Annotated in this window: 20 protein-coding genes and 1 riboswitch; of the genes, 15 read left to right on the forward strand and 5 right to left on the reverse strand. The window is 46.0% G+C overall.

The genetic code is table 11. The features are described from left to right. Positions 1-73 precede the first annotated feature (73 nt). A complete protein-coding gene (locus SPSPH_RS06595) occupies positions 74-1,249 on the forward strand; it encodes an IS110 family transposase (protein WP_075754228.1) in 1,176 nt (391 codons plus the stop codon). Between the two features lie 138 nt (positions 1,250-1,387). Here the strand turns inward: SPSPH_RS06595 and SPSPH_RS06600 are convergent, their stop codons facing one another. From SPSPH_RS06600 to SPSPH_RS06610, 3 genes are all read right to left on the reverse strand, one after another. Next, positions 1,388-2,011, reverse strand: coding sequence for a TetR/AcrR family transcriptional regulator (locus tag SPSPH_RS06600; protein WP_075754362.1), 624 nt, complete (start codon positions 2,009-2,011; stop codon positions 1,388-1,390). A gap of 215 nt (positions 2,012-2,226) precedes the next feature. Beyond that, on the reverse strand, positions 2,227-2,682 hold the full coding sequence (locus SPSPH_RS06605; RefSeq protein ID WP_075754364.1) for a hypothetical protein: 456 nt from the start codon (positions 2,680-2,682) through the stop codon (positions 2,227-2,229). Positions 2,683-2,690: 8 nt separating this feature from the next. Continuing rightward, entirely contained in the window at positions 2,691-2,969 is a 279-nt protein-coding gene (locus SPSPH_RS06610; RefSeq protein ID WP_075755999.1) for a hypothetical protein, read from the reverse strand. Positions 2,970-3,130: 161 nt separating this feature from the next. Here SPSPH_RS06610 and SPSPH_RS06615 point away from each other — a divergent pair, with 161 nt between their 5' ends. Then, positions 3,131-3,346: a hypothetical protein gene (locus SPSPH_RS06615; protein ID WP_075754366.1), complete on the forward strand. Its 216-nt coding sequence runs from the start codon at positions 3,131-3,133 to the stop codon at positions 3,344-3,346. Here the strand turns inward: SPSPH_RS06615 and SPSPH_RS06620 are convergent. After that, a complete protein-coding gene (locus tag SPSPH_RS06620; protein ID WP_075756000.1) occupies positions 3,343-4,398 on the reverse strand; it encodes an AbrB family transcriptional regulator in 1,056 nt (351 codons plus the stop codon). The two genes, SPSPH_RS06615 and SPSPH_RS06620, sit on opposite strands and share 4 nt — an antisense overlap. A 148-nt stretch (positions 4,399-4,546) precedes the next feature. Between SPSPH_RS06620 and citX the strand changes: the two genes are divergently transcribed. From citX to SPSPH_RS06635, 3 genes are all read left to right on the forward strand, one after another. Next, positions 4,547-5,950 carry a citrate lyase holo-[acyl-carrier protein] synthase gene (gene citX, locus SPSPH_RS06625; protein WP_083945438.1) on the forward strand — a complete coding sequence of 468 codons (1,404 nt, stop codon included), beginning with the start codon at positions 4,547-4,549 and terminating at the stop codon, positions 5,948-5,950. After that, complete coding sequence (gene zupT / locus SPSPH_RS06630; protein WP_075754370.1) at positions 5,947-6,747, forward strand: zinc transporter ZupT; 801 nt, start codon at positions 5,947-5,949, stop codon at positions 6,745-6,747. Before citX ends, zupT begins: the two co-directional genes overlap by 4 nt. 114 nt (positions 6,748-6,861) lie before the next feature. After that, on the forward strand, positions 6,862-8,484 hold the full coding sequence (locus SPSPH_RS06635) for an ABC-F family ATP-binding cassette domain-containing protein (protein WP_075754372.1): 1,623 nt from the start codon (positions 6,862-6,864) through the stop codon (positions 8,482-8,484). Between the two features lie 1,185 nt (positions 8,485-9,669). Here the strand turns inward: SPSPH_RS06635 and SPSPH_RS06640 are convergent. Then, a complete protein-coding gene (locus SPSPH_RS06640; protein ID WP_075754374.1) occupies positions 9,670-10,074 on the reverse strand; it encodes a hypothetical protein in 405 nt (134 codons plus the stop codon). A 197-nt stretch (positions 10,075-10,271) separates the two neighbouring features. Then, positions 10,272-10,355, forward strand: a riboswitch (cyclic di-GMP riboswitch). Between the two features lie 195 nt (positions 10,356-10,550). Here SPSPH_RS06640 and SPSPH_RS06645 point away from each other — a divergent pair. The 10 genes from SPSPH_RS06645 to galE all read left to right on the forward strand — a co-directional run bounded on the left by SPSPH_RS06645 (position 10,551) and on the right by galE (position 22,738). After that, positions 10,551-12,863 (forward strand): tetratricopeptide repeat protein, encoded by a 2,313-nt coding sequence (locus SPSPH_RS06645; protein ID WP_143558965.1) that lies wholly within the window; start codon positions 10,551-10,553, stop codon positions 12,861-12,863. Between the two features lie 18 nt (positions 12,864-12,881). Next, entirely contained in the window at positions 12,882-14,723 is a 1,842-nt protein-coding gene (pgaB, locus tag SPSPH_RS06650) for a poly-beta-1,6-N-acetyl-D-glucosamine N-deacetylase PgaB (RefSeq protein ID WP_075754378.1), read from the forward strand. Positions 14,724-14,746: 23 nt separating this feature from the next. Further along, the gene (pgaC, locus tag SPSPH_RS06655; RefSeq protein ID WP_075754381.1) at positions 14,747-15,991 is read left to right on the forward strand and encodes a poly-beta-1,6-N-acetyl-D-glucosamine synthase; all 1,245 of its coding nucleotides are present in this window, start codon (positions 14,747-14,749) and stop codon (positions 15,989-15,991) included. Positions 15,992-16,064: 73 nt separating this feature from the next. Next, positions 16,065-16,736 (forward strand): poly-beta-1,6-N-acetyl-D-glucosamine biosynthesis protein PgaD, encoded by a 672-nt coding sequence (gene pgaD, locus SPSPH_RS06660; protein WP_158027052.1) that lies wholly within the window; start codon positions 16,065-16,067, stop codon positions 16,734-16,736. Positions 16,737-16,873: 137 nt separating this feature from the next. After that, complete coding sequence (locus SPSPH_RS06665; RefSeq protein ID WP_075754385.1) at positions 16,874-17,932, forward strand: GNAT family N-acetyltransferase; 1,059 nt, start codon at positions 16,874-16,876, stop codon at positions 17,930-17,932. 17 nt (positions 17,933-17,949) lie between these two features. Beyond that, positions 17,950-18,816, forward strand: coding sequence for a bifunctional DNA-formamidopyrimidine glycosylase/DNA-(apurinic or apyrimidinic site) lyase (gene mutM / locus SPSPH_RS06670; protein ID WP_083945439.1), 867 nt, complete (start codon positions 17,950-17,952; stop codon positions 18,814-18,816). A 106-nt stretch (positions 18,817-18,922) separates the two neighbouring features. Further along, the gene (locus SPSPH_RS06675) at positions 18,923-19,390 is read left to right on the forward strand and encodes a pyridoxamine 5'-phosphate oxidase family protein (protein WP_075754387.1); all 468 of its coding nucleotides are present in this window, start codon (positions 18,923-18,925) and stop codon (positions 19,388-19,390) included. Positions 19,391-19,401: 11 nt separating this feature from the next. Next, positions 19,402-20,130, forward strand: coding sequence for a class II aldolase/adducin family protein (locus SPSPH_RS06680; RefSeq protein WP_075754389.1), 729 nt, complete (start codon positions 19,402-19,404; stop codon positions 20,128-20,130). A gap of 305 nt (positions 20,131-20,435) precedes the next feature. Beyond that, positions 20,436-21,719 carry an ATP-binding protein gene (locus SPSPH_RS06685; RefSeq protein WP_075754391.1) on the forward strand — a complete coding sequence of 428 codons (1,284 nt, stop codon included), beginning with the start codon at positions 20,436-20,438 and terminating at the stop codon, positions 21,717-21,719. Between the two features lie 32 nt (positions 21,720-21,751). Further along, positions 21,752-22,738, forward strand: coding sequence for a UDP-glucose 4-epimerase GalE (galE, locus tag SPSPH_RS06690; protein WP_075754393.1), 987 nt, complete (start codon positions 21,752-21,754; stop codon positions 22,736-22,738). The last annotated feature ends 6 nt before the right edge of the window (positions 22,739-22,744 follow it).

The raw sequence follows: 22,744 nt of genomic DNA on the forward strand, positions 1-22,744 counted from the left end.
GATGTAGAACAAGGTTACAAGAGCAAAGTGTTCTGTGGGTACAGCATCAAATAATACCGTTGGAGGTCTTGCTATGATTTGTGTCGGGATTGATGTCGCTAAGGATAAACACGACTGCTTCATCATCAGTTCGGAGGGTAAAGTCCTTGCAAATGTGTTCACCATCCAAAACAGCATGGAAGGATTTGGCTACCTGTTGGAAAAAATCCGTGCCTGTTCTTTGCCCCTGGACAAAATAAAGGTAGGGCTTGAGGCTACCGGACACTACAGCTACAACATTCTCGGGTTTCTCCTTGACAATGGTCTGGACACCTATGTCATTAACCCCTTGCACACCAATCTTTACCGGAAAAGCCTCACCCTGCGAAAGACGAAGACTGACCGTGTCGATGCGCGAACAATTGCGGCTATGCTCATGTCTGATGTGGGCCTCAAGCCCTACACAGACACAGCTTACCACAATGAGGAGCTAAAGTCACTCACCAGATACCGGTTCGACAAGGTGAAGGTACGCGCTAAGCTGAAGTCCTCAATTGCCAGGCTGGTATGCATCCTGTTCCCGGAGCTGGAAAAGCTGGTATCGTCACTCCATATGGCCTCTGTTTACGCCTTGCTCGATGAGTTCCCGGGGGCTAAGCAGATTGCAGCGGCACATCTGACGCGGCTCACCCATTTGCTTGCCGAATCCTCCAAAGGCCGTTACGGACGGGACAAAGCCATAGAGATACGTGAAGCCGCCAGGCAATCGATTGGCTCTGTGACGACCGCGAAATCACTGGAACTGCGGCATACCATCCGGCTCATCCGTGAACTCGATGCCGAGATTGCGGAAATTGAACAGGTCATCCAACGCATCATGGACAAGATGCTTTCGCCTATTACCACGATTCCCGGCATTGGCTACAGGATGGGGGCTATGATTCTGTCTGAGGTGGGTGACTTTTCACGCTTTGATTCCCCTGACAAGATTTTGGCCTATGCCGGCCTGTCGCCCTCTACCTACCAATCCGGGCAGCTTAAAAATTGCTATGCCCATATGGAGAAGCGCGGCTCCAGATACCTACGCTATGCCATCTTCAATGCCACAAAATTTGTTTGCCTTTGGGACCCTGTCTTTGCCGCTTACCTCGCCAGGAAACGCGCCGAGGGAAAGCATTACAATGTGGCCATCTCTCATGCTGCCAAGAAGCTGGTCCGGCTCATTTATGCTCTGGAGAAATCCGGCGAGCCTTATCGTCTGGCAGCCTGATTCTCTCTCGATAGCCCGCATGGCGTCCTGTGGACGTCTGTTTTGCTATACCCTTTTTTGAACCATCTGTTTTTTGTCCTCCATCCTCAAATTCGGGCTTGACTTTTAATAGTTAGTCTCTCATTTGACAATATAAAATTATTTGGTTACTCCATGCAAGTAGATTTCAAGTGCCTGGGCTGCATATTGCTCGGCATTATCTTCCTTGTCCGGGTCTGGCAGCAATTTGCTGCAAACATGCTGCGGGCTAAAGGTCATATGCAATATTTTCATCAGCGATATGGCAGCAAATTCCGGCTGGATATCAGACCGGAAGTCCCCTTTGCTGATCGCATCCTTGATACAGTCCTGCAAAAAGGCGTGCAGGCGATGGGCGGCAATTTTCACAGTGCTGTCGAAATATTTTGTGGGATTAAAAATTTCAACGAAAAAAAGACGGTCTATGTAAGGATTTTCTTTATGAGTCACGATCGCCATGGCTGCAAACTGTCTTATTTTCATCACCGGAGAAATATCTTCCTTACTAAGGTTGTCAATTATGTTTTCAAGTATGGCTAACTGTTTTTCCAGGACAAAAGCATACAGGTTTTCTTTTCCGCCGAAATAATAAGAAATCAGTGCAATGTTTACTCCCGCGGCATCAGCCAGCTCTTTTACCGAGACGGCAGCCAGTCCTTTGGTCGCGAACAAAGGAATTGCTGCTTCAATAATTTTATTAACGGTGGGCTTTTCGGTGCTTACTGGTGCTTTCGCTGTATTCACCCTCTTTCATTTGATAGCCTGCTTGGATTTTTAAATAAAGATTTAAAACATGAATTTAATTATAGTATATTATTCACCTAGTGTCTACCATATCCCACTAAAAATGTTGCTGAAAAAGTATGTGAAAATATTTTTTTAACCATAGAAAAACAGGGAATTTTCTGTTAAACAAATAAAAACCGGGCTGCAATTCATTGCAGCCCGGTAATTTTTACTTAGCGTCGTGCTTGTTTATCCCTGTTTTTGAATTTATCCCATAGATACCGTCCGGCCATAAATACGGCGGCAAGCAAGATGACATTGAATACTATGCCCATTATACTGGCAAACATGCCTGCTTCGCCAAAGCCGAACATACCGCCCAGCATACTGCCTAACAGCATGCCGCCGCCGAGGAGACCGGCAGTACGAAGGAAGCCGCCACCGGTAGTGGCTTGCTGTGCAGCAGCGGCCTGGGGATTGGGTTTAGCTGCTGCTGCCGGTGCTTTTTCATTATAGCTTTGTGCCGGGGCTGAAGGCTTATAATCGCTGGAATTGTTATTTTTGACAGGGGAAGATTGGGTTGGCGGCGCTTTGAAAGACGGAGCCCTCCTTGAACCACCAATTGCGGCAAAACTTACAGCATTAAAAGCGAACATGAAAACAAAAGTCAATAATAATAATTTTCTCATTAGTAAGGTTACTCCTCCTTGTGGGTCTTTACATCTTCCGGGAAAGTGTATATTTCTGCTAAACTAGGCAATTCTCCTGCTAAGTAACGATCAATATCATGGACATCAATATAAAAGGTACAGGCGACTTCAAGATAACCCTGTTCTTTGCCATGACTTAGCTCGCGGATGGCCATCAGGCGTTCGCGGAGATCCAAACAATCTTGATGCGATGCTGTTACATTGAGGGTTGCCAATGGAATGCCATATTCCCTCAGAACATCCTGTAAGTTCATTCTTTCCGACATGAATGCAATCACCACTTTGTCATAGTTTACCCTCATTTTGAGGTTTCGACACCAACAATGTAATATGAAACTAAGAAAAAGTCAAGGAAAAGATAGGTAAAGGGTGACTGATGACAGCCTGTCTTGTATAATAAAAAGCAAAAATAAGTGAGGTTACTATATTGCGTAAATTTATAAAAACGACTGAAAGTATTATTACGCCTCTGGAGCCGCGGCGGGCAGTTATTGTTGGTGACGAATGCCTGGTGGATGTGCGGTTTGTGGAAAGCCGCAGTGAGGCGGCCGGCTGGCTTTATGAATATGAGGTAACCGGCGAGATCGGTAAAGTGGAAAAGTTTTTTGTCCGGTTGAAAGATATAGAGCGCAAACTGGATTAACCCCGGTTTGGCAGGGTCTTTAGTATTAGCCATTTGGTAATAGGTACGCCGGCTAATAAAATAAAGAGCAGCCGGAACAACTGGTAGGCAACAACGGTGGCTAAATCGGCGTTAGCTGCCAGGGCTGTCAACCCCATCTCCGACATACCTCCCGGAGCCATGCTGATAAATGCCGTCACAAATGACATCGGGTATATCAGGGAGAAGGCGTAGGCAGTGCCTAACAACAGGCCGATTACTGTTAATACTGTAAGCAGATTGACTAAGGCAATGGTTTTCCAGTTGGTCAGACTGTTAAAGTCGACATCACTGCCCATGCGAATACCAACGAAAATCTGTGCCAGGGCAATCACCGGGGAAGGCAAAACAGGCGCATGTATGCCTGCTAATACCAGCAGCGCTGTTCCCAAAACAGGTACAAGGACATATACATTAGCTAGTCTGACCCATTTGGCTAATTTTATTAAGCCAAGAATGGCCAGCAGAAAAAAGAGCAGTACCGGCAGTTCATCGCTGCCCATAGGTGTAACCAACCGGGCGCCGGCTGTAGTCATTTGACCGGTAATGCCGTGCAGTGCCAGCACGGGGACGACAAAGACAACGGTAATCACCCGCACTGTCTGCATCAAGGTAACTACGGACACATCAGTCCCTTTGGTTTCTTCGCAGATAACCGACATTTGGGACAAGCCGCCAGGCAGGCTGCCAATCAGGCTGTTGGCCAGGCCAACACCGGTATATCGTCCGGATACATAGCCTGTGGCTAAACAAAGGACAATCAGTGTTGTTGACATTAGCAGCATGTGCGGCAATTGCTGCAGCACATGGTGGCCGACTGCCGGGGTAAAAGGGCTGCCCATCATATATCCCAGGACAACCATGCCCATGTTGCGTAATTTCTTCGGCCAATAAACGGTTTTTTTTAAAGCTGATTTCCAGACAATGGTTATAACCAGCGGGCCTAACGTCCAGGGCAAAGGCAAATGCAGCAGGTTAAATAACAAGCCGCCGGTTATAGCCAGGAGAAAAATGGATAATAATTGTTTATACATGTATTCACCTTGATTCATGGAATGAATATACCATCTGTAAGCTCTCCTGTATATAGTAGCACTTTAACCCCAAAGTGAAAAATAGATAGAATTTATATTTCGCAAAAAATATGGTAGAATTGGGGGAGAAATAGGAAGGGGTGGGCAGTTGAAACAAATAACGCTGGAAGACGTATTAGCAGCCAAAGAACGGCTTGCTTCCCTTCAGGCTGAACTGCGCTGTTGTTATCAATTACCGGTAGTCAGTTTTACTGCTAATATTCCCGGGTCTGTCAAAGATAGTCCTGTGGTACGGCAATTGCTGCAGACTGCGGTCAATAGATTCAGGACTATTGCCGGGAGCAGCATTGATATTGTGGAAGAACGGTTTATGTATTGGCCGACAGGCCCGGCAGCGGTATTGGTCGCGGACGGTAGTCCGGACGAACTTAAACGCTCCTGTATTGCTATTGAAGAAGCCGGTTTTCATGCCAGGCTGTTTGATATTGATGTATTTAGTGCAGACGGCAGGCAAATTTCCCGCAGTACCTTAGGCCAGCGGGAACGTACCTGTTTTCTGTGCGGTGAGCCTGCGGTACTGTGCCGCCGTTCCAACAAACATACGCTTGAGGAAATTAAAGCTAATGTTCAGGCAAGGTTGGCAGCTTTTGCGGCGACAGCCACCGACCCCTGGCCACAAGCTGTTTGGGATATAGGTGCCTGGGCTGTTGAAGCCATGCTGATGGAAGCGGCCTGCACACCGGCGCCGGGGTTGGTAGACCGGGATAATGCCGGTGCGCACAACGATATGGATTTCTTCACCTTTTTGATGAGCAGCAGTGCGCTGGCCGGCAGTATGTTCCGCTGTGCCGCCGCCGGCTACCGGCACGATGGTTTGCCGGCAGAGTTATTGCCGGTGCTGCGATATATCGGCAAAGACGGTGAAGCCCGGATGATGAAGGCCACAAGCGGTGTTAACACCCAAAAAGGGCTGTTGTTCCTGCTGGGGATACTGGCAGCAGCTGCTGCATATACCTTGAAACAGTCAGCAACCGTTACCGGGGAACAAATTCTTGATACAGCCGCCGTTATGGCGCAAGGCATTGTGAGCAGAGAGCTGGCGGTGCTGCCGGCGAGAGATCCGGTCAGGCTGACTGCCGGCGAAAAGCTGTACCTGAAATATGGAGTAACCGGTATCCGCGGCGAAGTGGAGAGCGGTATGCCCAGTATTCGGGAGCATGGTCTGCCGGTATTAAAGCAGGCGCTGGCCGCAGGGCTGTCTTTGAATGACGCCCTGGTACATACACTGGTGAGTTTAATGACGGTGGTGGAAGATACTACGATTTTAAACCGCCATAGCCTGGAAGTTTTGCTTGATGTGAAAAACCAGGCTAAAGGGATAATGAGTCGCGGGGGTATGCTTGCCGGTCCAGGCAGGGCGAAAATTGCAGAAATGGATGAACTATTTATTGCCCGAAATATTAGTCCTGGCGGGGTTGCCGATTTATTGGCCGCTACGTACTTTCTCTACTTGGTTGAAACTAACAATGTAGAAATGGCGGGGACGATATGAGCGACAATGTGGTTTTAGCATTTATATTAACTTCGATAGCCGGTTTGGCAACCGGTGTGGGCGGATTACTGGCTTTTCTTGTAAAACGGAATAATACCAGGCTGCTGTCTGTCGGGCTGGGCTTTTCGGCCGGGATCATGATTTATGTTTCTTTTGTTGAACTCTTGCGCCAGGCCGAGGGTTCACTGATTGCTCATATGGGCGATCCTCTGGGCAAGTGGATAACCATTGCCAGCTTCTTTGGCGGCATTTTGCTATCCATTCTGCTGGATAAACTGGTGCCGGAGCACATGAGCTACCATGAGGTCGATGTTAATGCAGCGCAGGAAACCCAGAAGCTTTCGGCGGAAAAGCTAAAACGGATGGGGTTGTTTACCGCTTTTGCCATTGCGCTGCACAACTTTCCTGAAGGCTTGGCTACCTTCATCGGCACTCTGGATGATCCGGCTTTAGGGGTATCTTTGGCGGCCGCTATTGCCATTCACAATATCCCGGAAGGTATGTCTGTGGCTTTGCCGATCTATTATGCCACAGGCAATACCCTGCAGGCGTTTGGCTATTCGCTGTTATCCGGGCTGGCAGAACCTGTGGGCGGATTACTGGGCTATATTGTCTTAAAAACCTTTTTAAATGAAATGGTTCTGGGGGTTACCTTTGCCGCGGTTGCCGGCATTATGGTATATATATCACTGGATGAATTACTGCCAATGGCCCGCGAATCAGGTACAGGACACAGTGAAATGTTCGGTCTGGTACTGGGGATGCTGGTTATGGCCATTAGTCTATTATTGTTTTGAGTTATCTATTCTGGTTGACTAAGAAAAGCTCGCCGTCATGGCCGGCTTTATTTTTTTTCAAAAATATGTTATAATTATTTTTCAAGTGATTATTAAGAAAGATAAGGTAAAGCAATGATTAGTACAAGCAACTTAACATTACAATTTGGCAAACGCATTCTGTTCAAAGATGTCAATATAAAATTTACGCCAGGCAATTGCTATGGTCTCATTGGCGCGAACGGAACCGGCAAATCAACTCTCTTGAAAGTGCTGTCAGGCGAAATCGAGCCGTCTGCCGGTGAAGTGGCTATCACCTCCGGCGAGCGGTTGGCAGTGCTTAAACAAAATCACTATGAATTTGATGAATTTGAAGTATTAAAAACCGTCATTATGGGCCATTCCCGCTTATATGCCATTATGGAAGAAAAAGATGCGCTGTATGCTAAGCCGGATTTTTCCGATGCAGATGGGATTAGAGTGTCTGAACTGGAGTGTGAGTTTGCGGAACTCGACGGCTGGGATGCCGAGACCGAGGCTGCGAAACTACTGAATGGCTTGGGGATTAAAGAAGAGTTGCATCAGCTTAAAATGGGAGATATCAGCGGCAATGAAAAAGTAAGGGTACTTTTAGCCCAAGCTCTGTTTGGCAATCCTGATATTCTGCTCCTGGACGAACCGACTAACCATTTGGATATCGAATCCATCAGCTGGCTGGAAGATTTCCTGGCTGATTTCCCGAACACCGTTATTGTCGTGTCACATGACAGGCATTTTTTAAATCAGGTATGCACCCATATTGCCGATATCGATTTTCAGAATATCCAGCTCTATGTAGGCAACTATGATTTTTGGCTGGAATCAAGCCAGTTGGCGTTGCAGTTGGCTAAAGAAGCCAATAAACGCAAAGAAGACAAGATTAAGGATTTGCAGAACTTTATCCAGCGCTTTAGTGCTAATGCGTCTAAGTCCAGGCAGGCCACTTCCCGGAAAAAACTGCTGGAAAAAATTACACTTGATGATATTAAACCCTCTTCCCGCAAATATCCGTACATAGCGTTCAAGCCTGACCGGGAGGCTGGGGCACAACTGCTGACAGTAGAAAATCTCAGCAAAAAGCTGGACGAAGAACAAAGCTTGAATGATATTAGCTTCACTGTCAATAAAGGGGATAAAATTGCTTTTGTCGGTCCGGAAGGAATGGCAAAAACCATCCTGTTCAAGCTTCTCATGGAAGAACTTGAGCCTGATAGCGGTTCCTTTAAATGGGGTGTAACTACCAGTCAGGCTTACCTGCCTAAGGATAACTCCCAGTATTTTGACGGTGTGGAGTTAAACCTCGTAGACTGGTTAAGACAGTTTTCCCGTGATCAGGAAGAATCCTTTATTAGAGGCTTTTTGGGACGCATGCTCTTTTCCGGTGAGGAAAGCCTGAAAGAAGCCAATGTTTTGTCAGGTGGAGAGAAGGTAAGGTGCATGCTGGCGAGAATGATGCTGAGCGGCGCCAATGTCCTCTTGTTGGATGAGCCAACCAATCACCTGGATTTAGAGTCGATTACCTCATTGAATAACGGCTTAATCAATTATGACGGCACTGTTTTATTTGTGTCTCATGACCATCAGTTTATTCAAACGATAGCTAACCGTATTATTGAGATTACGCCCAATGGTATAGTAGACCGCCAAATGTCTTATGACGAATATTTGGCCAATGCCGATGTAAAGAAGCAGTTGGCAGCATTATACGGGAGACAATAGAATTATAGTGATAAAAAACGAGATTGCTTGGCGGCAATCTCGTTTTTTATCCTAAATATTTTCCCACTGGGAAAATACAGTATAATTAAGTGTACAGGCTGTTCAGGGGACGGTTAGCTCCTGCCTGTTAAGGAGAAGGATGGTACAATGACTGTTTGAAGCATTTTGCTGTCGCAGTTGCCACGCTCATGATATTGGCCATAAGCCAAAAGGAATAACCATCTCTGTGCTCAAGCCTGTTTGTTGTACCATCAGAAGCGTAGGCGTGTTGTTTTTTTCTATGGTGGCGGATTGCTCACCGAAGGCCCGTTTAACTGAATCTTAGCCAGCCGCGCAAGTCAGGATATCCACTCAGCATAAGGTTCTCCCAATTTTATTTGACATTACTATATAGACCAACGTGGCGAGAAGGGAGATTAAGGTTTTTTGACAACAACTACTGATAGAAGACTTATAGTAGGAACACCTGAATTTGAACAATTTGCTATTCACTGACCCAGACGCCATCGAATCAGCTAGGGAAGGGCCAATAGTAAATGCGTTTGGACAAGGTTTTTCAGACAATTTGAGTCGGTAAAGCAGAAAGAAAATGCATTATTTTATTATAAATGAGATTTTTATTGAGTTCAATTAGATTAGCTGTGTAGATTGAATGGACTAGATTATATTTAACACCATTCAGCAAGCCAGTCTTAGGCAATAACAAATTCCTTGGCATACAGTATAATTCGGATAGTTTCAAATTATATCAAAAGTAGAATTGACTTCCTCCCGCCCGGTTGCTGTTCTCCATTGGAACCTGTTTCGCACGTCACGCTTGAAAAAGCTAAAGCCAATATATCGCCTGTAGCCGACGTGACAATTGTTCCATGACGGATTTCCTCTTGCTTTTGAGCCCATATTAGCGTCTAGGAACACTGCATGCAGGTTGTGAAGCAGGCTGTTGACAAAACAGGCGGCATTTTCCGAAGGGAAAATCAGCTTGTTTTGTTTTCCGGCCAATGATCAATTTGTATAAATTCCGGTCCGTATGTTTATATCTACAGTCTAATTGTCAAAACCATTATATATTGTTATACATATAATATAATCTGTACCAGTTTTCTAATGCTAATGGCCGCCGGGCCTCAGTGCCCCCACCTCAGCGAAAACAGTTTCTTATGCGAAATAGCAGGCAGGTCAAGGCTAGCGGTCAGTAAGCTGCATTTCGCCAGGGCCACCCTCGGTCCAGATAGTTATAAACACCTGGCCGTTTTCCCGAAAAGCACGCAGCAACTCACAATGACGCAGGACAGCAAAGTTTTTTTCGAGCTGTAGCCGTGATATGCTTAATTTTTGCATAATTTGGTCATGTGTAACCGGTCCTTCAGCTTGGACGTAATTGTAGAGGTCTTTTTGCAGGTCGGTCAGGCCATCGGTGCCTTCCTGGCCTGCTGCCTTGCGTGCCGATTTAGCACTGTACACGGCAGCTACATCACAACTGCGCGGCGGTTCCAGCGCTTCCACATAACAGTCCTCACACAGTGTCTGGCCCCGGTGTTTGACTTCTTCACCAGCCGGAATGGCTGCATTGCATTTTTGACAAACCATTGTTCTAACCTCCAGTTATGCTATGTGTTTTGGTACTCTATTTTATTATAGCAAAGTAACAATGTAAATAGGAAGTCAATTAACGTTGGTGTGAATTAGTGTGATGACTTATACCACTTATGTCATAAAAAATACCAGATGTGAGCAAGTCATTATAAGGAACAAGTGGTCAAAATATCAAGTGCGAAATAAATTTTATATAGCATAGGCAAACCTTCTGAAAAGTGGGGACGCAAAGCCACGGGTCTAAGACAATTTGTTAAGATAGCCAGGTTGCAAAGATGGTTAACTTTGTAATCGGGCTATTTTTACATCCATTTGAATGTGCTTGTATAGCTAGCTAAGTTCATTTTAATGTTCTAGCATGCTCTCCAATGGAAGGTGCGGCAAGCTGTCTGTTCAGTATGAACCAATGTAGAAATGATACTAAGAACGTGTTAGGAATGACAAGAATTTATCATATAAGGGAGTTTGATATGATGCAAGTTAAGGCAGCTTTGTTAGGGGCAGTGTTGAGTCTTTGCCTCAGCAACACTGCGCAGGCTGCACCTGCTGTGGCGGAAATGCAACCTTCGCTGGCGTTGCTGAGGCAAAATTATGAAGAACAGCAAGGAAACTGGCAGGTAGCGCAGGATTATGCGGTGGCATTGGCGCGGGATGGACAGTATGGGCTGGCACTGGCTATATTCGAAACGTTGTCAGAATATGCCGGTGTGCAGAAAACCATGTGGTTTGATTATGCTGTTGTTGCTTGCTGGGCCGGGGATTATGCAACTGCCGTTCGGATTTATGAAAACCAATTACTGCATATGTCGCAAGCTGTTCCCGATTATGTAAGAGTCAATGTGGCCAGCGCTTATTTTAAACTTGAACGCTATAATGAGGCATGGCAGTTATACCACCGATTAGTTCAAGACGGAAATCAGAAGGTCAGGCTCTGGGAAGCAGAAAGTCTGGCTTATATGGGTAAAAATGAGGAAGCCGATATAGTTTATGAGACCTTGCTGACAGAACAGCCTGACAATCTGGAGGTCTATAGCGGCAAAGCCAGACTGCTGTTTTTGCGCGGTGATGCGATTGGCGCGGTTGCGGTTATTGATAAAGCCCTGGCGCTGATCGCCCGGAGCAAGGAAAAGTATCCGGTGCAATCACTGTTGTCACTGCGGGGGGAAATGGCGGCACAATGTATCAGAAATGAGGAGTACTATCATGGAATAGTACTTCTGCGTCCGACGATTCAGGATGGTTCGGCTACCATTCAAATGCAGTGTGATTATATTTTGGCGTTATTCCTAAACGGCGATTATAAAACGGCGATTACCGAAGCAGAGCGTCTATGGCCAGATTATCGCAGTATTCCCGTATATGGACGGCGGGCGTTAGCCGACGCTTATTTGCGGTATAACCTGCCCCAACAAGCTATCGGTGTTTATCGCAGTATCTGGGATGATGAAGAATCACTGTTAAGTGACAAACATAGCTTGGCCTATTCGTATTTATTGTCAGGGAAAAATAAGAGAACCGGCATGGAATTATACACTGAAATTATTAATACAGGCATTGAGCAAGCCATGAATGTTGCTTATGATGCTAATCGTTTCTTTGAAATGGGACGATATGAAGCGGGAAAAAATCTGTATCACACAATCATCAATACGTACCCGGAAAATGTAATAATTCGCCAGCGTTTTGCAGTTGCTCTTTATAATAGTGGGCTGCTCCGGGAAGCCTGCGAGCAATATGAAGCCTTGGCGGCGTTGCCGGCTGCGCAGCCTGTAGCTGCCGGCGGTATTATAAATTCAGCGGTTACTGTCGGTGACTATCGTGCTGCCAGAAGCGCGCTCGAAAAGCTAAATGGTGAATATAGCACCAACCCGGTTGTGGCTCAGGCGGCAGGCCGGTTTGACCGGCGCCTGCAGGGTGATATGTATTCTGCTTTTTCCAGCAGTAGTGATTATAAAGGCAATGAGGTTCGCACCGGTCAAATCATTGGTGAACAGCGGCTTGGCGATCGTTTCTTTGCATTGGCCGGAGTGGCTGCCAGCCGGATTTCTGATAATGATGGCGCAGATACCCTGAAAACCTTTTCTGTCGGTGGACGATATGTTGATATGAAACACACCGCGCAGCTGTGGCTGGATCAAAGCCGCAATCACGGGACACTTAATGGTTACCGTTTTGCTGGCAGTTACTATTTTGGTGAACAAAGCTGGTTGGATTTTGCCATCAATCGTGTACCGGTAGCTGATGTGCAGGCATTGGCAGACCGGATTATGCTGACAGAATACCAGCTAGGGTTTACCCGTCAAATAGGTACCCGGGATATCGCTGGCATTACGGCAACTACTGCGAATTACAGTGACAGCAATCTCCGCAACGGGTTTAGTCTGGACTGGGAACATATCATGATTAATAATGCACAAAAAACGCTGAGCTGGTTTAGTTATTTTGGCAGGGATAATTATAAAAAGCAGGAGATCAATGGTGTTGAACCTGTCTATGAAAGTCCGGAGACACGGGAAAGTTATGGGGCAGGCTTGCGCCAGCGTTGGCATTACCCTAAGCATTATTGGGAAACCTCGCTGGATTTGGGCTGGGGACGCGACCGGCCGGAGCCTATAGATTTTAATCCTGCTGTTCGTTTGGAGTATGGTTGTACATTTTCGCGTAATCAAGCATTAGTGATTGGTGCCGGCTACGGCTTACGCACCGGTTACTCAACAAGTACAGGGGGAAAGCCCCAATTTGCTGATCGACAATTTGATGTTAGTTACTATTTCACGTGGTAGTTAGGAGGTTTATTTTGGATGAACAGAAAAGTGTGGATATCTCTGTTATGCCTGCTGGGAGTATTATTTTCTGTTAGTTTACCGGCTGCGGCAAACGATGTTCTTATTTTATGCTATCACGATGTTGCTGAAAAGCCAGGCAATAATATTTATACTGTAACGCCTGCTGCCTTGAGAAGCCATTTGGATTACTTGAAGGAAAATGGCTATACACCTATTTCGCTTGAAGACTATATTGCAGCATCAAAGGGGGAAGATAAGCTGCCGGCTAAGCCGGTGATGCTAACCTTTGATGACGGGTACCAGTCCTTTTATACAAAAGTATTTCCTTTACTGAAAGAATATAATTATCCGGGGATGATGGCCATTGTAACATCATGGCTGGATTACGCCCCTGCCGATCTGGGACCGCTGCTGACCTGGCAGCAAATTCGGGAGATGGAATCTTCCGGTTTGATTACTATTGCGTCCCATTCTCATGCGGCACATCGTTTTACTGTCACTACACCCCAAGGCGACCGGGGACCGCTATTCGGTAGTTTGCAATATAAAGAGGGAAAATACGAATCGGTTGCCGACTACCGGCAACGGGTAATGAGTGATTTTGCGGCAACGCAAGCAGTGTTGACAAGAGAATTGGGACATAAAGCCCAAGCGCTGGTTTGGCCTTTTGGGGCCTACACCCAATTAGCTATTGAGGATGCTTTCGCGGCAGGCTTCGAAGCCTGCTTTGCCTTGGATGACGGGGTTAACCGTCCCGGAAAACAGGCGCTGAAAGAAGCCAATCGTATCATCATAACGAATAACCCGTCCAAGAAAAGGTTTGCTCAATTAGTTAACACAATCGGCAAGGCACCGGTCAAAGCCGCACAACTGGATCTCGACAAAATTTATGATCCGGATAGTACCGAACAAACGGAAGAAAATCTAAATTTGGCCATTGACCGCCTCCTGGCTTCCGGTACGAATACCGTTTACCTGCAAGCCTTCAGTGATGAGAATGGAACAGGCAATATAGAAAGTGTATATTTTTACACCACGACAGCTCCGGTCAGGGCCGATATTTTTAACCATGTGATTGCACGCTTGCGGGCAGAAGGCAAATTTACAATTTATGCATGGCTGCCGACACTGGCGGCGCAATGGATTATTGATGAGAATCCGGAAACTGCGGTTGTGGCCTGTGAAGCAAAAAATCTGGGCTGGTATCGCCGGGCAACTCCTTTTAGCCCGGAAGTGAGTGACCGCCTGACAGCGATGGTTACTGATCTTGTGAAATACAATGATATCAATGGCATACTGTTTCAGGATGATGTATATCTTAATGATTTTGAGGATTTCTCACCCGCAGCCAGGCAAGTATTTAAAACTGAGACAGGTTTGGAGCTTACTCCCGAATTATTGAAAGCTGACCCGGAATTAAATGACCGCTGGATAAAAATGAAAACTAATGCGCTTACCGGTCTGACGGTAAAACTACAGGCTGCAGCGAAAGAATACCGGACTAATCTTGGCAGTGCCCGCAATATTTACCCTATCCTTATTACTGAGCCCGCAGCTGAAACGTGGCTGGGTCAAAATTACGGGCAATATCTGGATACCTATGATTATACGGTGATTATGGCCTATCCCTATTTAGAAAAAGAATATGAGGATCCGGTTGGCTGGCTGGAAGAATTAGCAACAGCTGCATTAAAGAATCCGCAGAATGCGCAAAAAACCGTGTTTAAATTGCAAACTTATGATTGGAATAAAAACCGCTGGCTAAGCGCAGATGAAATAAATCGCTTTACCAATGCGCTGAAGAAAAAAGGCGCTATTCATATTGCATACTACCCGGAGAATGTTTTTTCGGAATAATTTAAACCAGGGGGTGAAACAGGGTGGAAACATATAGCTGGCTTGAGTTTTTAGAGAACTATGTTTTCTATTACCCACTGGCAATGAGTATTGTCTGGATGATGGGCGCATCGTATTTTTATTTGCGGCGGGAGCGAGGAGAAAAACAGGTACCGGAGTTAAAAGAATATCCGCTGGTATCGGTGTTGATTCCTGCCCGCAATGAAGAAGACGCTATCCGCAGCACGGTCGAAGCCGTACTTACTTCTGAATATCCTAATTTTGAAATTATCGTTCTTGATGATGCAAGTACAGATTCTACCGCAGCTATTATCCAGGAAATTGAAGCTAACGAGGAACGAGTACGGGTGTTATTGTTAAATAAAAATGTAGGTAAACCGTCGGCGCTGCGTTATGGGGCGTTGGCCAGCAGAGGGGATATCCTGCTTTGCATTGATGCGGATGCGTATCTTGATCCATGGGCGATGCACTGGATGGTCAGTCATTTTAATGGTCCCCGCGTGGGGGCGGTTACCGGTAATCCCCGGGTGAGAAACCGTACATCCCTGTTGGCGAAAATTCAGGTGGGTGAATACTCCTCAATCATCGGGATGATTAAACGCACCCAACGGATTTTAGGCAAAGTGTTGACTGTATCTGGCGTAATTGCTGCTTTCCGTAAGCAAGCTATTTTTGACGCCGGTTTATGGGATACCGACATGATTACTGATGATATTAATATTACGTGGAAACTGGAAAAACGATTCTGGGATATCCGTTATGAACCGAATGCGTTGTGTTGGATTTTAGTGCCAGAGACGGTCAGCGGCTTGTGGCGGCAGAGAGTCAGATGGGCACAAGGCGGTGTAGAGGTTGTCCGCCGGCACCGCGATATTTGGAAAAGCTGGAAACAACGCCGTTTATGGCCGGTATATCTAGAGTATGTGTTATCCATCATCTGGTCATATGTTTTTATTTTACTGGGGATTGTCGGACTTGTTAACTTAACTTATCCAACCGGCTTGCCGGAGGTGCGTATTTTTCCGGAATGGAAAGGTTCGATGCTTGCTTTTATATGTCTGCTGCAGTTTCTCATCGGTTTAACTATTGACCAAAAATATGAGAAATCTATTCCGGGCTATTTGTTTTGGGTTATTTGGTATCCCTTTGCCTATTGGCTATTGACGGCTTTGGCTACCGTATATGCAGCACCACGGGCATTATTCCGAAAAATGGGACAGCCAGCTGTCTGGACCAGTCCTGACAGGGGGATATTCACCAAATTATAATGCGCATTCATGCGAAAGGAGGGAGCTTTTGAACACCAGTGACAATTTGTACCGGATTTTAGGCAGCAAGCTTATGGCTATTATTGCAGGTCTTCTATTAGTGGTCATTGTGCTGTATCTTAGCTATGTCTTTGGGTACATTCAGGCCCCTGAACAGTTGTTAATCAAGAATATAGCAGTATTCTTTGTTATAATAAGTGCAATTGTAATTATTACCGGGTTGCTTTTTTATAACATTACACAAATGATTTTCTTAACTAAAGCTCGAGAAACTGAAGAAGCTGCTGCGTTGGAAACCCAACTGGTAATTAATCAACCGATTTTGCAGAAGCCGATTATCCGCGGCTTAGAGGTATTGGCTTCGGCTTCGATCTGGGTTGTTTTTTTATACTTTTTTCAAACATTCCTTTCGGCGGTTGTTTGGATCTTAGGTGGACGCTCCTTGTACGCCAAGCTTTTTTCACCGGACATTATTGAAGGCACAGAAAATATGTTGTTTCTGGTTTTTGTCTTTGCATTAGCGATGTTTTTGGTCATGCTGGCTTGGGCTAACTGGAATTACCGGAGGTATGGGCGTTTGGAGCGTCGTAAACCGCGTCCGCCCATACCGTCCAATATTATTGCCAGCTATTATGATATTCCGGAACAAATGGTGTTTACTGTCCAAGATATGAAGATTGCAAGAATCAGTCCGTTAGATAGCGGGTTAAATATGGAAGTAGTAAAAAAACTGGTCAAAAATTAGGTGATTTTTTCAAAACAACAAGGCTTACGTTATGGTCAAAGATGCGTATAGACTTTGTTGTTTTACAATTAATAAAAACTCAGGTTCTGATTTATACTAATTAAACAAGGTACTAATCTTTTGCCTGGGAGAATTTTATGCCGAAAAAACCATTTGAAGATTTGACAATCGAAAAGGTTCGACGCGATGATCTTGGCAATTTAGAGAAGTTATTTACCAGTGCTTTTGCTGATGAAGTGGATATTGAACAAGTGAAACGCCGCATTCGTCGCACCAGACAATTTTATTATATTCTGAACCCGTTAAGTAAGTTTTCTCTATGGGTTAAAAACCATTTTAATATTTATGTAATAAAAATTTCCGGGGAATTAGTGGGGTTTGTCCAGGTATCTTACATCAACTCTACTCAGATGCATATTGATTATATTGCCTTTAGCAAAGCGTACCGGGGACAGGGTCTGGGCCAGTGGGTGCTGACGATGCTGTTTTCCCAGGCGGCTGATGCTAATAATTATGATGTTATTTTGGAAGTCCGGGTTGGCAATAGGGCCTACAACTTCTATAAACGGCTGGGCTTCCGGGAAATGACCGAGATACTGCATTACGAATTGCGTCTGGAGCCGGCCTTTGTATTGCCGCAAGTAGTGGAATTGCCGGGATTCCGTAAGCTTACCACGCGGGAACGCGGGAAATTATATCATTTATATCTGGAGTCGGTGCCTACTACCCTGCGCCGGGTGATTAGACGGACTTACGGGGAGTTTAGCCCCAGTATGATGGTTAGGCATCTGGAATGGGCGAAAAATTATCTGATGCGTAAACAAAAGCAGGACTACGTTGTGGAACAAGACGGCAAAATCGTAGCCTGGCTGAATATGAACAGTTATTTCAAGGTCAAAAGCCATGTAATCAGTCTTACCATACATCCGGACTATGAGCCCTTGCGCCAGGGGCTGCTCAGTAAGGCCATTCGGCTTATTGCTGAGAGCTATGGCCCGGGTGTTATCAGCACCACAATCTATAGTGACGATCCTGGCAAACAGGCTGTTTTAGAGCAACTGGGCTTCCGCAAGGAGTTGGCCTATTATCTGATGTTTCGGCCGGCGGCGGCAAAGCGCAATGACTCAGGCAAGTCACCTGCGCACACAACGAAGCCCTGGCCTGTCAGTGGCAGGCCAGGGAAAAAACGAATATAGGCGGTGTAGCGCCGCTAATGCTCATATTATGCTGCCCGACAACAGGGGAAAGGATTGACGGAGAATTGCCGGAAATTCCAGAGATCGAAACAGTCAGACGTCAGCTTGAACAGTGTGTTCAGGGGAGAATAATTGATACAGTAATGATTAACCGGGAAAAATCACTTAATGTAGCTGCGGACAATTTCATTGATACCATAACCGGTCAACAAATTATCAAGGTCAGGAGACGGGCAAAACAGATTATCCTGACCTTGTCCAATGCTCATTCCCTTGTAGTACATTTTATGCTTGAAGGGTATGTGCGGATTTTTTATAGCTGGGAAACAGTGAGTGGCCGTCCTTCGGTTGTTTTTACGTTAAACTCCGGGGATAAAATGGCTTTTTTTAAACTTACTTTAGGCTATATCCATCTGATGCCTGCTGTCAATTTTGCGGATATACCGGAATTATCCGGCCTTGGCCCGGAGCCGCTTTCGCCGGAATTTACGCCGGAAGAATTTTTAAACCTACTGTCAAAGCGTAAAGGAATGATAAAACCCCTGTTGATGGATCAGGCGTTCCTTGCCGGTATTGGCAACGTTTATTCCAATGAAACGCTGTTTTGCAGCAGGATTAGGCCTGAACGCAAAGCTGCTGCACTCACAACAACGGAAAGAATTAACCTGTACCACTGTATTCGCGCTATTCTTACCAGAGCGATTGAACTGGGTGGGGTTAATGAAGACAAGTTTGCCTCAGATGACACCCTGACAGGAGGGTTTGAACCCCATTTGCAGGTAGCTTATCGCACCGGCCTGCCCTGTTATGTTTGCCGCACTTCTATCGAAACCAAACGCGTTGGCGGCAGGAATGCCTTTTATTGTCCGGTGTGCCAGCGATAATTCCCGGTGGCTGTCTGTACGGTCACAAGTTTAGCTTTCAATATATTTACCTTTTATATATAATTTGGTATAGTATACCAATAAACTATTATAATTGGGTGATGATATGTTTACAGCTATGAGACGGATTGACCGGCAAGTCAGTACCGAAGAGACAATTCGAATTCTGGAAAAATGTGAATATGGTGTTTTGTCAACAGTAAACCAGGAAGGCTATTCTTATGGTGTGCCGCTTAGTTATATTTATAAAGATGGCAGCATTTATTTCCATAGTGCCAATGATGGCTATAAACTTAAGAATATAGCCGGCAATGGCAAAGTTTCGTTTTGTGTTGTTGGCCAAAAGCAATCCATGCCGGAGAAATTCACGACAAGCTATGAAAGTGTAATTGTTTTTGGTCAAGCGACTGTGGTGCTGGGCCAGGAAAAACAGGAAGCGCTGCTTGGTCTGATAAGTAAATACGGACCAGACTATCTGGAACAGGGAAAAGAATATATCCGAAAAAGTCAAGACCGGACAACGGTAATAAAAATTACGGTGGAACATATGACCGGTAAAGTACGACCACAGTAGGAGCTGTAGCAATGACAGAGAATGAGCTTAGACTTGCGATATGTCAGATTGGCAGACGAATGTATGACAGTGGTTTTGTTGCGGCTAATGACGGCAATATCAGTGTGAGATTGAACACTGGCGAGTTTCTCACCACACCGACAGGGGTAAGCAAAGGCTTTATGACCCCGGATATGCTGCTGACTGTTGATCGGGAAGGCAACATCGTGGCGGCAGAGGGCAGCTGGCGGCCGTCATCAGAGCTTAAGATGCATCTTAAGGTGTATGAGGAGCGCCCGGACGTTCAGGCAGTTGTTCATGCCCACCCGCCGTATGCCACGACCTTTGCTATTGCCCGGACTCCCCTGAATAAACCGCTGATTGCGGAGGCTGTCGCTATGCTGGGGTGTGTACCGGTGGCTGAATATGGTACTCCTTCTACCCAAGAGGTGCCCAATGCGGTGGCTCCTTATTTGGAGCATTTTGATGCTGTGCTATTGGCAAACCACGGTGCGCTCGCCTGGGGAGACAGCCTGACTGCTGCTTATCACAAGCTGGAGTCGGTAGAATTTTATGCCAAAATAACCTTTTTGTCCTTACAAATGGGGAAGCCTGTGGAATTGTCGGCCACACAGATAGAAGCCTTGTACGAAATCAGAGAAAAAGCAGGAACAGCAGGACGCCATCCGGGAAAAATCTGTAGGCAAAGCTGTAATTTACAATGTGGCCGGAAGTACCCGGATAATCAAGACAGACTGTAAACTGATTGTTGACAGTGCTGTGAAGTTTTAGGATAATGTATATAAGCATAGTATTGATGCGTTTCACCCTGAATGTACTAGCCAAGTGCCTGAATGTAACTCTTGCGAATTCTAACGATTCGGTACAGTTGGCCGGGGCGTAACTCATGGTAACAGTGTAACCGGCAATAGCAGGTGAGTGCAGGGCAGGACGATACTGCGAATTTTACCGCTCCTGTTGTATAGGTTACCTATGCAACTAGGGCGGTTTTATGTTATGACCGCTTATTTCTTTTTATAAATCATTTTTGCAGGAGGGGTTTGTCGTGGCCGCGATTTGTACTGAACTGAATCAATTATTGGTTTTCCGCAATTTGCTGGGTGATGATGTGGTGAACGGCTTGCAGGCTTTAGCGGAGGCAGATACAGCAGACGATAATGAGTATGCGCTGGCTGCTATCCTGATTGAGTGGGCTGAAGCAACAGGTGTGACCGGTAATATTCCGGAGAATTATGTATTAGGACTGATTGGGTGTGACCAAAATATCTTCAGCAGCACAGCTGAGAAGCTGGCCGTTAAGGCAGAAAGCAGTTTGCAGGAGGCTGTTGTTCATGATATTGCTATTTTGAAAAAACTGCTGGCAGGGATAAGCACACTATTTTCAGCTGATGTTCGGGCTATCATTGCAGATTATCGGCCGCTTACCGGGGATGCTGCCAGAAAATCGAGAAGTTTCCGGAACCTGGCTGTGCTCAGAGATTTATTTTTTGAAGTTGAAAATAAATATTCACCGCAGGCACTGGCTGCGGCTCTTGCCAGATATTATCATCATTATGGCTGTGGTAAATTAGCCGGGTACAGTGCGTTTAAATGGGATAGCCGGGAGCGGGAAATTGTTGGGATTGAACATACTGATCCGGTGCAGTTGTCGGATATTATAGGCTACGATTACCAAAAAAACGAGCTTATCCGTAATACAGAGGCTTTTATTCAGGGCCGGCCGGCTAATAATGTGCTGTTGGTAGGCGCCAGGGGGACCGGCAAATCGTCATCAGTTAAAGCCGTGGCTAACCATTATTTTGAGGAAGGTCTTAGACTGATTGAAATTGCCAAAAGCGATTTTGAATGTATTCCCGAAATTATGTCGGTACTGCGCCAGTGGGGTAAAAAATGCATCTTATTTATTGATGATTTGTCTTTTGAAGAATTTGAAGCAGAATACAAAGTGTTAAAATCCCTCATTGACGGTGGAATGGAAATTCGGCCTGACAATGTCCTGATTTATGCCACTTCCAACCGGCGAAATCTGATAAAGGAAACCTGGGATGACCGCAGTGGCGACGAGCTGCATCGCCAGGATACCATTAATGAAAAGATATCGCTGGCAGACCGTTTTGGGATTACGCTGTTTTATCCGTTGCCCAACCAGGAAGAGTACTTTAAAATTGTTGAAGACATTGCGCTGAGAAACGGTATACGTTTAACAGGCGACGAGCTTAGAACAAAAGCGCTGCGGTGGGAGATGTCACATTCGGGCCGCTCAGGCCGGCTGGCAAAACAATTTATTGATTATCTGGCAGGCGGCAGTTCTGACCCATATCCAGAATAAAAAGTGTTTGCATAAGTATTGGAGGCTTTACCATGAATATTTTGGTGACAGGCGGCGCGGGATATATTGGTTCTCATACGGTACGCCTGTTAGAAAAAACAGGCAGCAGAGTGATTGTTTATGATAATCTGGTGACAGGTCACCAGGCTGCGGTAAAAAACAGCGTACTTATTAAAGGCGATATTTTTGACAGTGAACGCCTGACTGACACCATCAAATGCTACAGCATCAGCTCGGTCGTTCATTTTGCGGCCTATAGCCTTGTCGGGGTTTCCATGGCCAAGCCGCAGGACTATTATCACAATAATGTTGCCGGAACGCTGAATCTGCTTGATGTTATGCTGGAAAATGGCGTTAAAAAACTGGTATTTTCGTCAACAGCTGCCGTATATGGTGAGCCGGAAAAATCCCTGATAACCGAAGAGTCAATTAAAAATCCTACCAATGTCTATGGCAGGACCAAGCTTATCATGGAAAACGCCATGGCGGACTATTCACGTGCGTACGGACTTACCTATATTGCCTTGCGTTACTTCAATGCCTGTGGTGCTGATGCCGCAGGTGACATCGGTGAAGATCATCAACCGGAGACGCACCTGATACCGCTTGTGCTCAAAGCCTGTCAGGGGAAAACTAAGGGACTAAGCATTTTTGGCGAGGATTACCCCACCAAAGACGGAACCTGTGTGCGGGACTATATTCATGTAAACGACCTGGGACAGGCCCATGTGCTGGCACTGGCGGCTTTATACAACGGTCATGGGTCTGATGTGTATAATCTTGGTAATGGCAATGGCTTTACCGTTAGGGAAATAATTGCAGCCGCTGAAGCGGTAACCGGCCTGACTGTGCCCCAAACGGTAGCCGCCCGGCGTGTCGGTGATCCTGCCGTGCTGGTTGCCGGCGCTGATAAAATCCGGCAGGATTTAGGTTGGCAGCCCCGGTACACCGATATTAAGCAGATAATTGCCACCGCCTGGCGCTGGCATCAGGCGCATCCCGACGGGTTTGCCGGTTGAGGGCGT

The organism is Sporomusa sphaeroides DSM 2875, assembly GCF_001941975.2.
Taxonomy (GTDB): Bacteria; Bacillota; Negativicutes; order Sporomusales; family Sporomusaceae; genus Sporomusa; species Sporomusa sphaeroides.

Excerpts from the sequence above, each read along its gene's own strand:
- pgaD (WP_158027052.1), top strand. The coding sequence starts at position 16,065 with ATGGCTATTATTGCAGGTCTTCTATTAGTGGTCATTGTGCTGTATCTT.
- SPSPH_RS06610 (WP_075755999.1), bottom strand. The coding sequence starts at position 2,969 with ATGTCGGAAAGAATGAACTTACAGGATGTTCTGAGGGAATATGGCATT.
- zupT (WP_075754370.1), top strand. The coding sequence starts at position 5,947 with ATGAGCGACAATGTGGTTTTAGCATTTATATTAACTTCGATAGCCGGT.
- SPSPH_RS06620 (WP_075756000.1), bottom strand. The coding sequence starts at position 4,398 with ATGTATAAACAATTATTATCCATTTTTCTCCTGGCTATAACCGGCGGC.
- pgaB (WP_075754378.1), top strand. The coding sequence starts at position 12,882 with ATGAACAGAAAAGTGTGGATATCTCTGTTATGCCTGCTGGGAGTATTA.
- SPSPH_RS06645 (WP_143558965.1), top strand. The coding sequence starts at position 10,551 with ATGATGCAAGTTAAGGCAGCTTTGTTAGGGGCAGTGTTGAGTCTTTGC.
- SPSPH_RS06595 (WP_075754228.1), top strand. The coding sequence starts at position 74 with ATGATTTGTGTCGGGATTGATGTCGCTAAGGATAAACACGACTGCTTC.
- SPSPH_RS06675 (WP_075754387.1), top strand. The coding sequence starts at position 18,923 with ATGTTTACAGCTATGAGACGGATTGACCGGCAAGTCAGTACCGAAGAG.
- SPSPH_RS06605 (WP_075754364.1), bottom strand. The coding sequence starts at position 2,682 with ATGAGAAAATTATTATTATTGACTTTTGTTTTCATGTTCGCTTTTAAT.
- SPSPH_RS06640 (WP_075754374.1), bottom strand. The coding sequence starts at position 10,074 with ATGGTTTGTCAAAAATGCAATGCAGCCATTCCGGCTGGTGAAGAAGTC.
- SPSPH_RS06680 (WP_075754389.1), top strand. The coding sequence starts at position 19,402 with ATGACAGAGAATGAGCTTAGACTTGCGATATGTCAGATTGGCAGACGA.
- galE (WP_075754393.1), top strand. The coding sequence starts at position 21,752 with ATGAATATTTTGGTGACAGGCGGCGCGGGATATATTGGTTCTCATACG.
- mutM (WP_083945439.1), top strand. The coding sequence starts at position 17,950 with ATGCTCATATTATGCTGCCCGACAACAGGGGAAAGGATTGACGGAGAA.
- SPSPH_RS06635 (WP_075754372.1), top strand. The coding sequence starts at position 6,862 with ATGATTAGTACAAGCAACTTAACATTACAATTTGGCAAACGCATTCTG.
- SPSPH_RS06665 (WP_075754385.1), top strand. The coding sequence starts at position 16,874 with ATGCCGAAAAAACCATTTGAAGATTTGACAATCGAAAAGGTTCGACGC.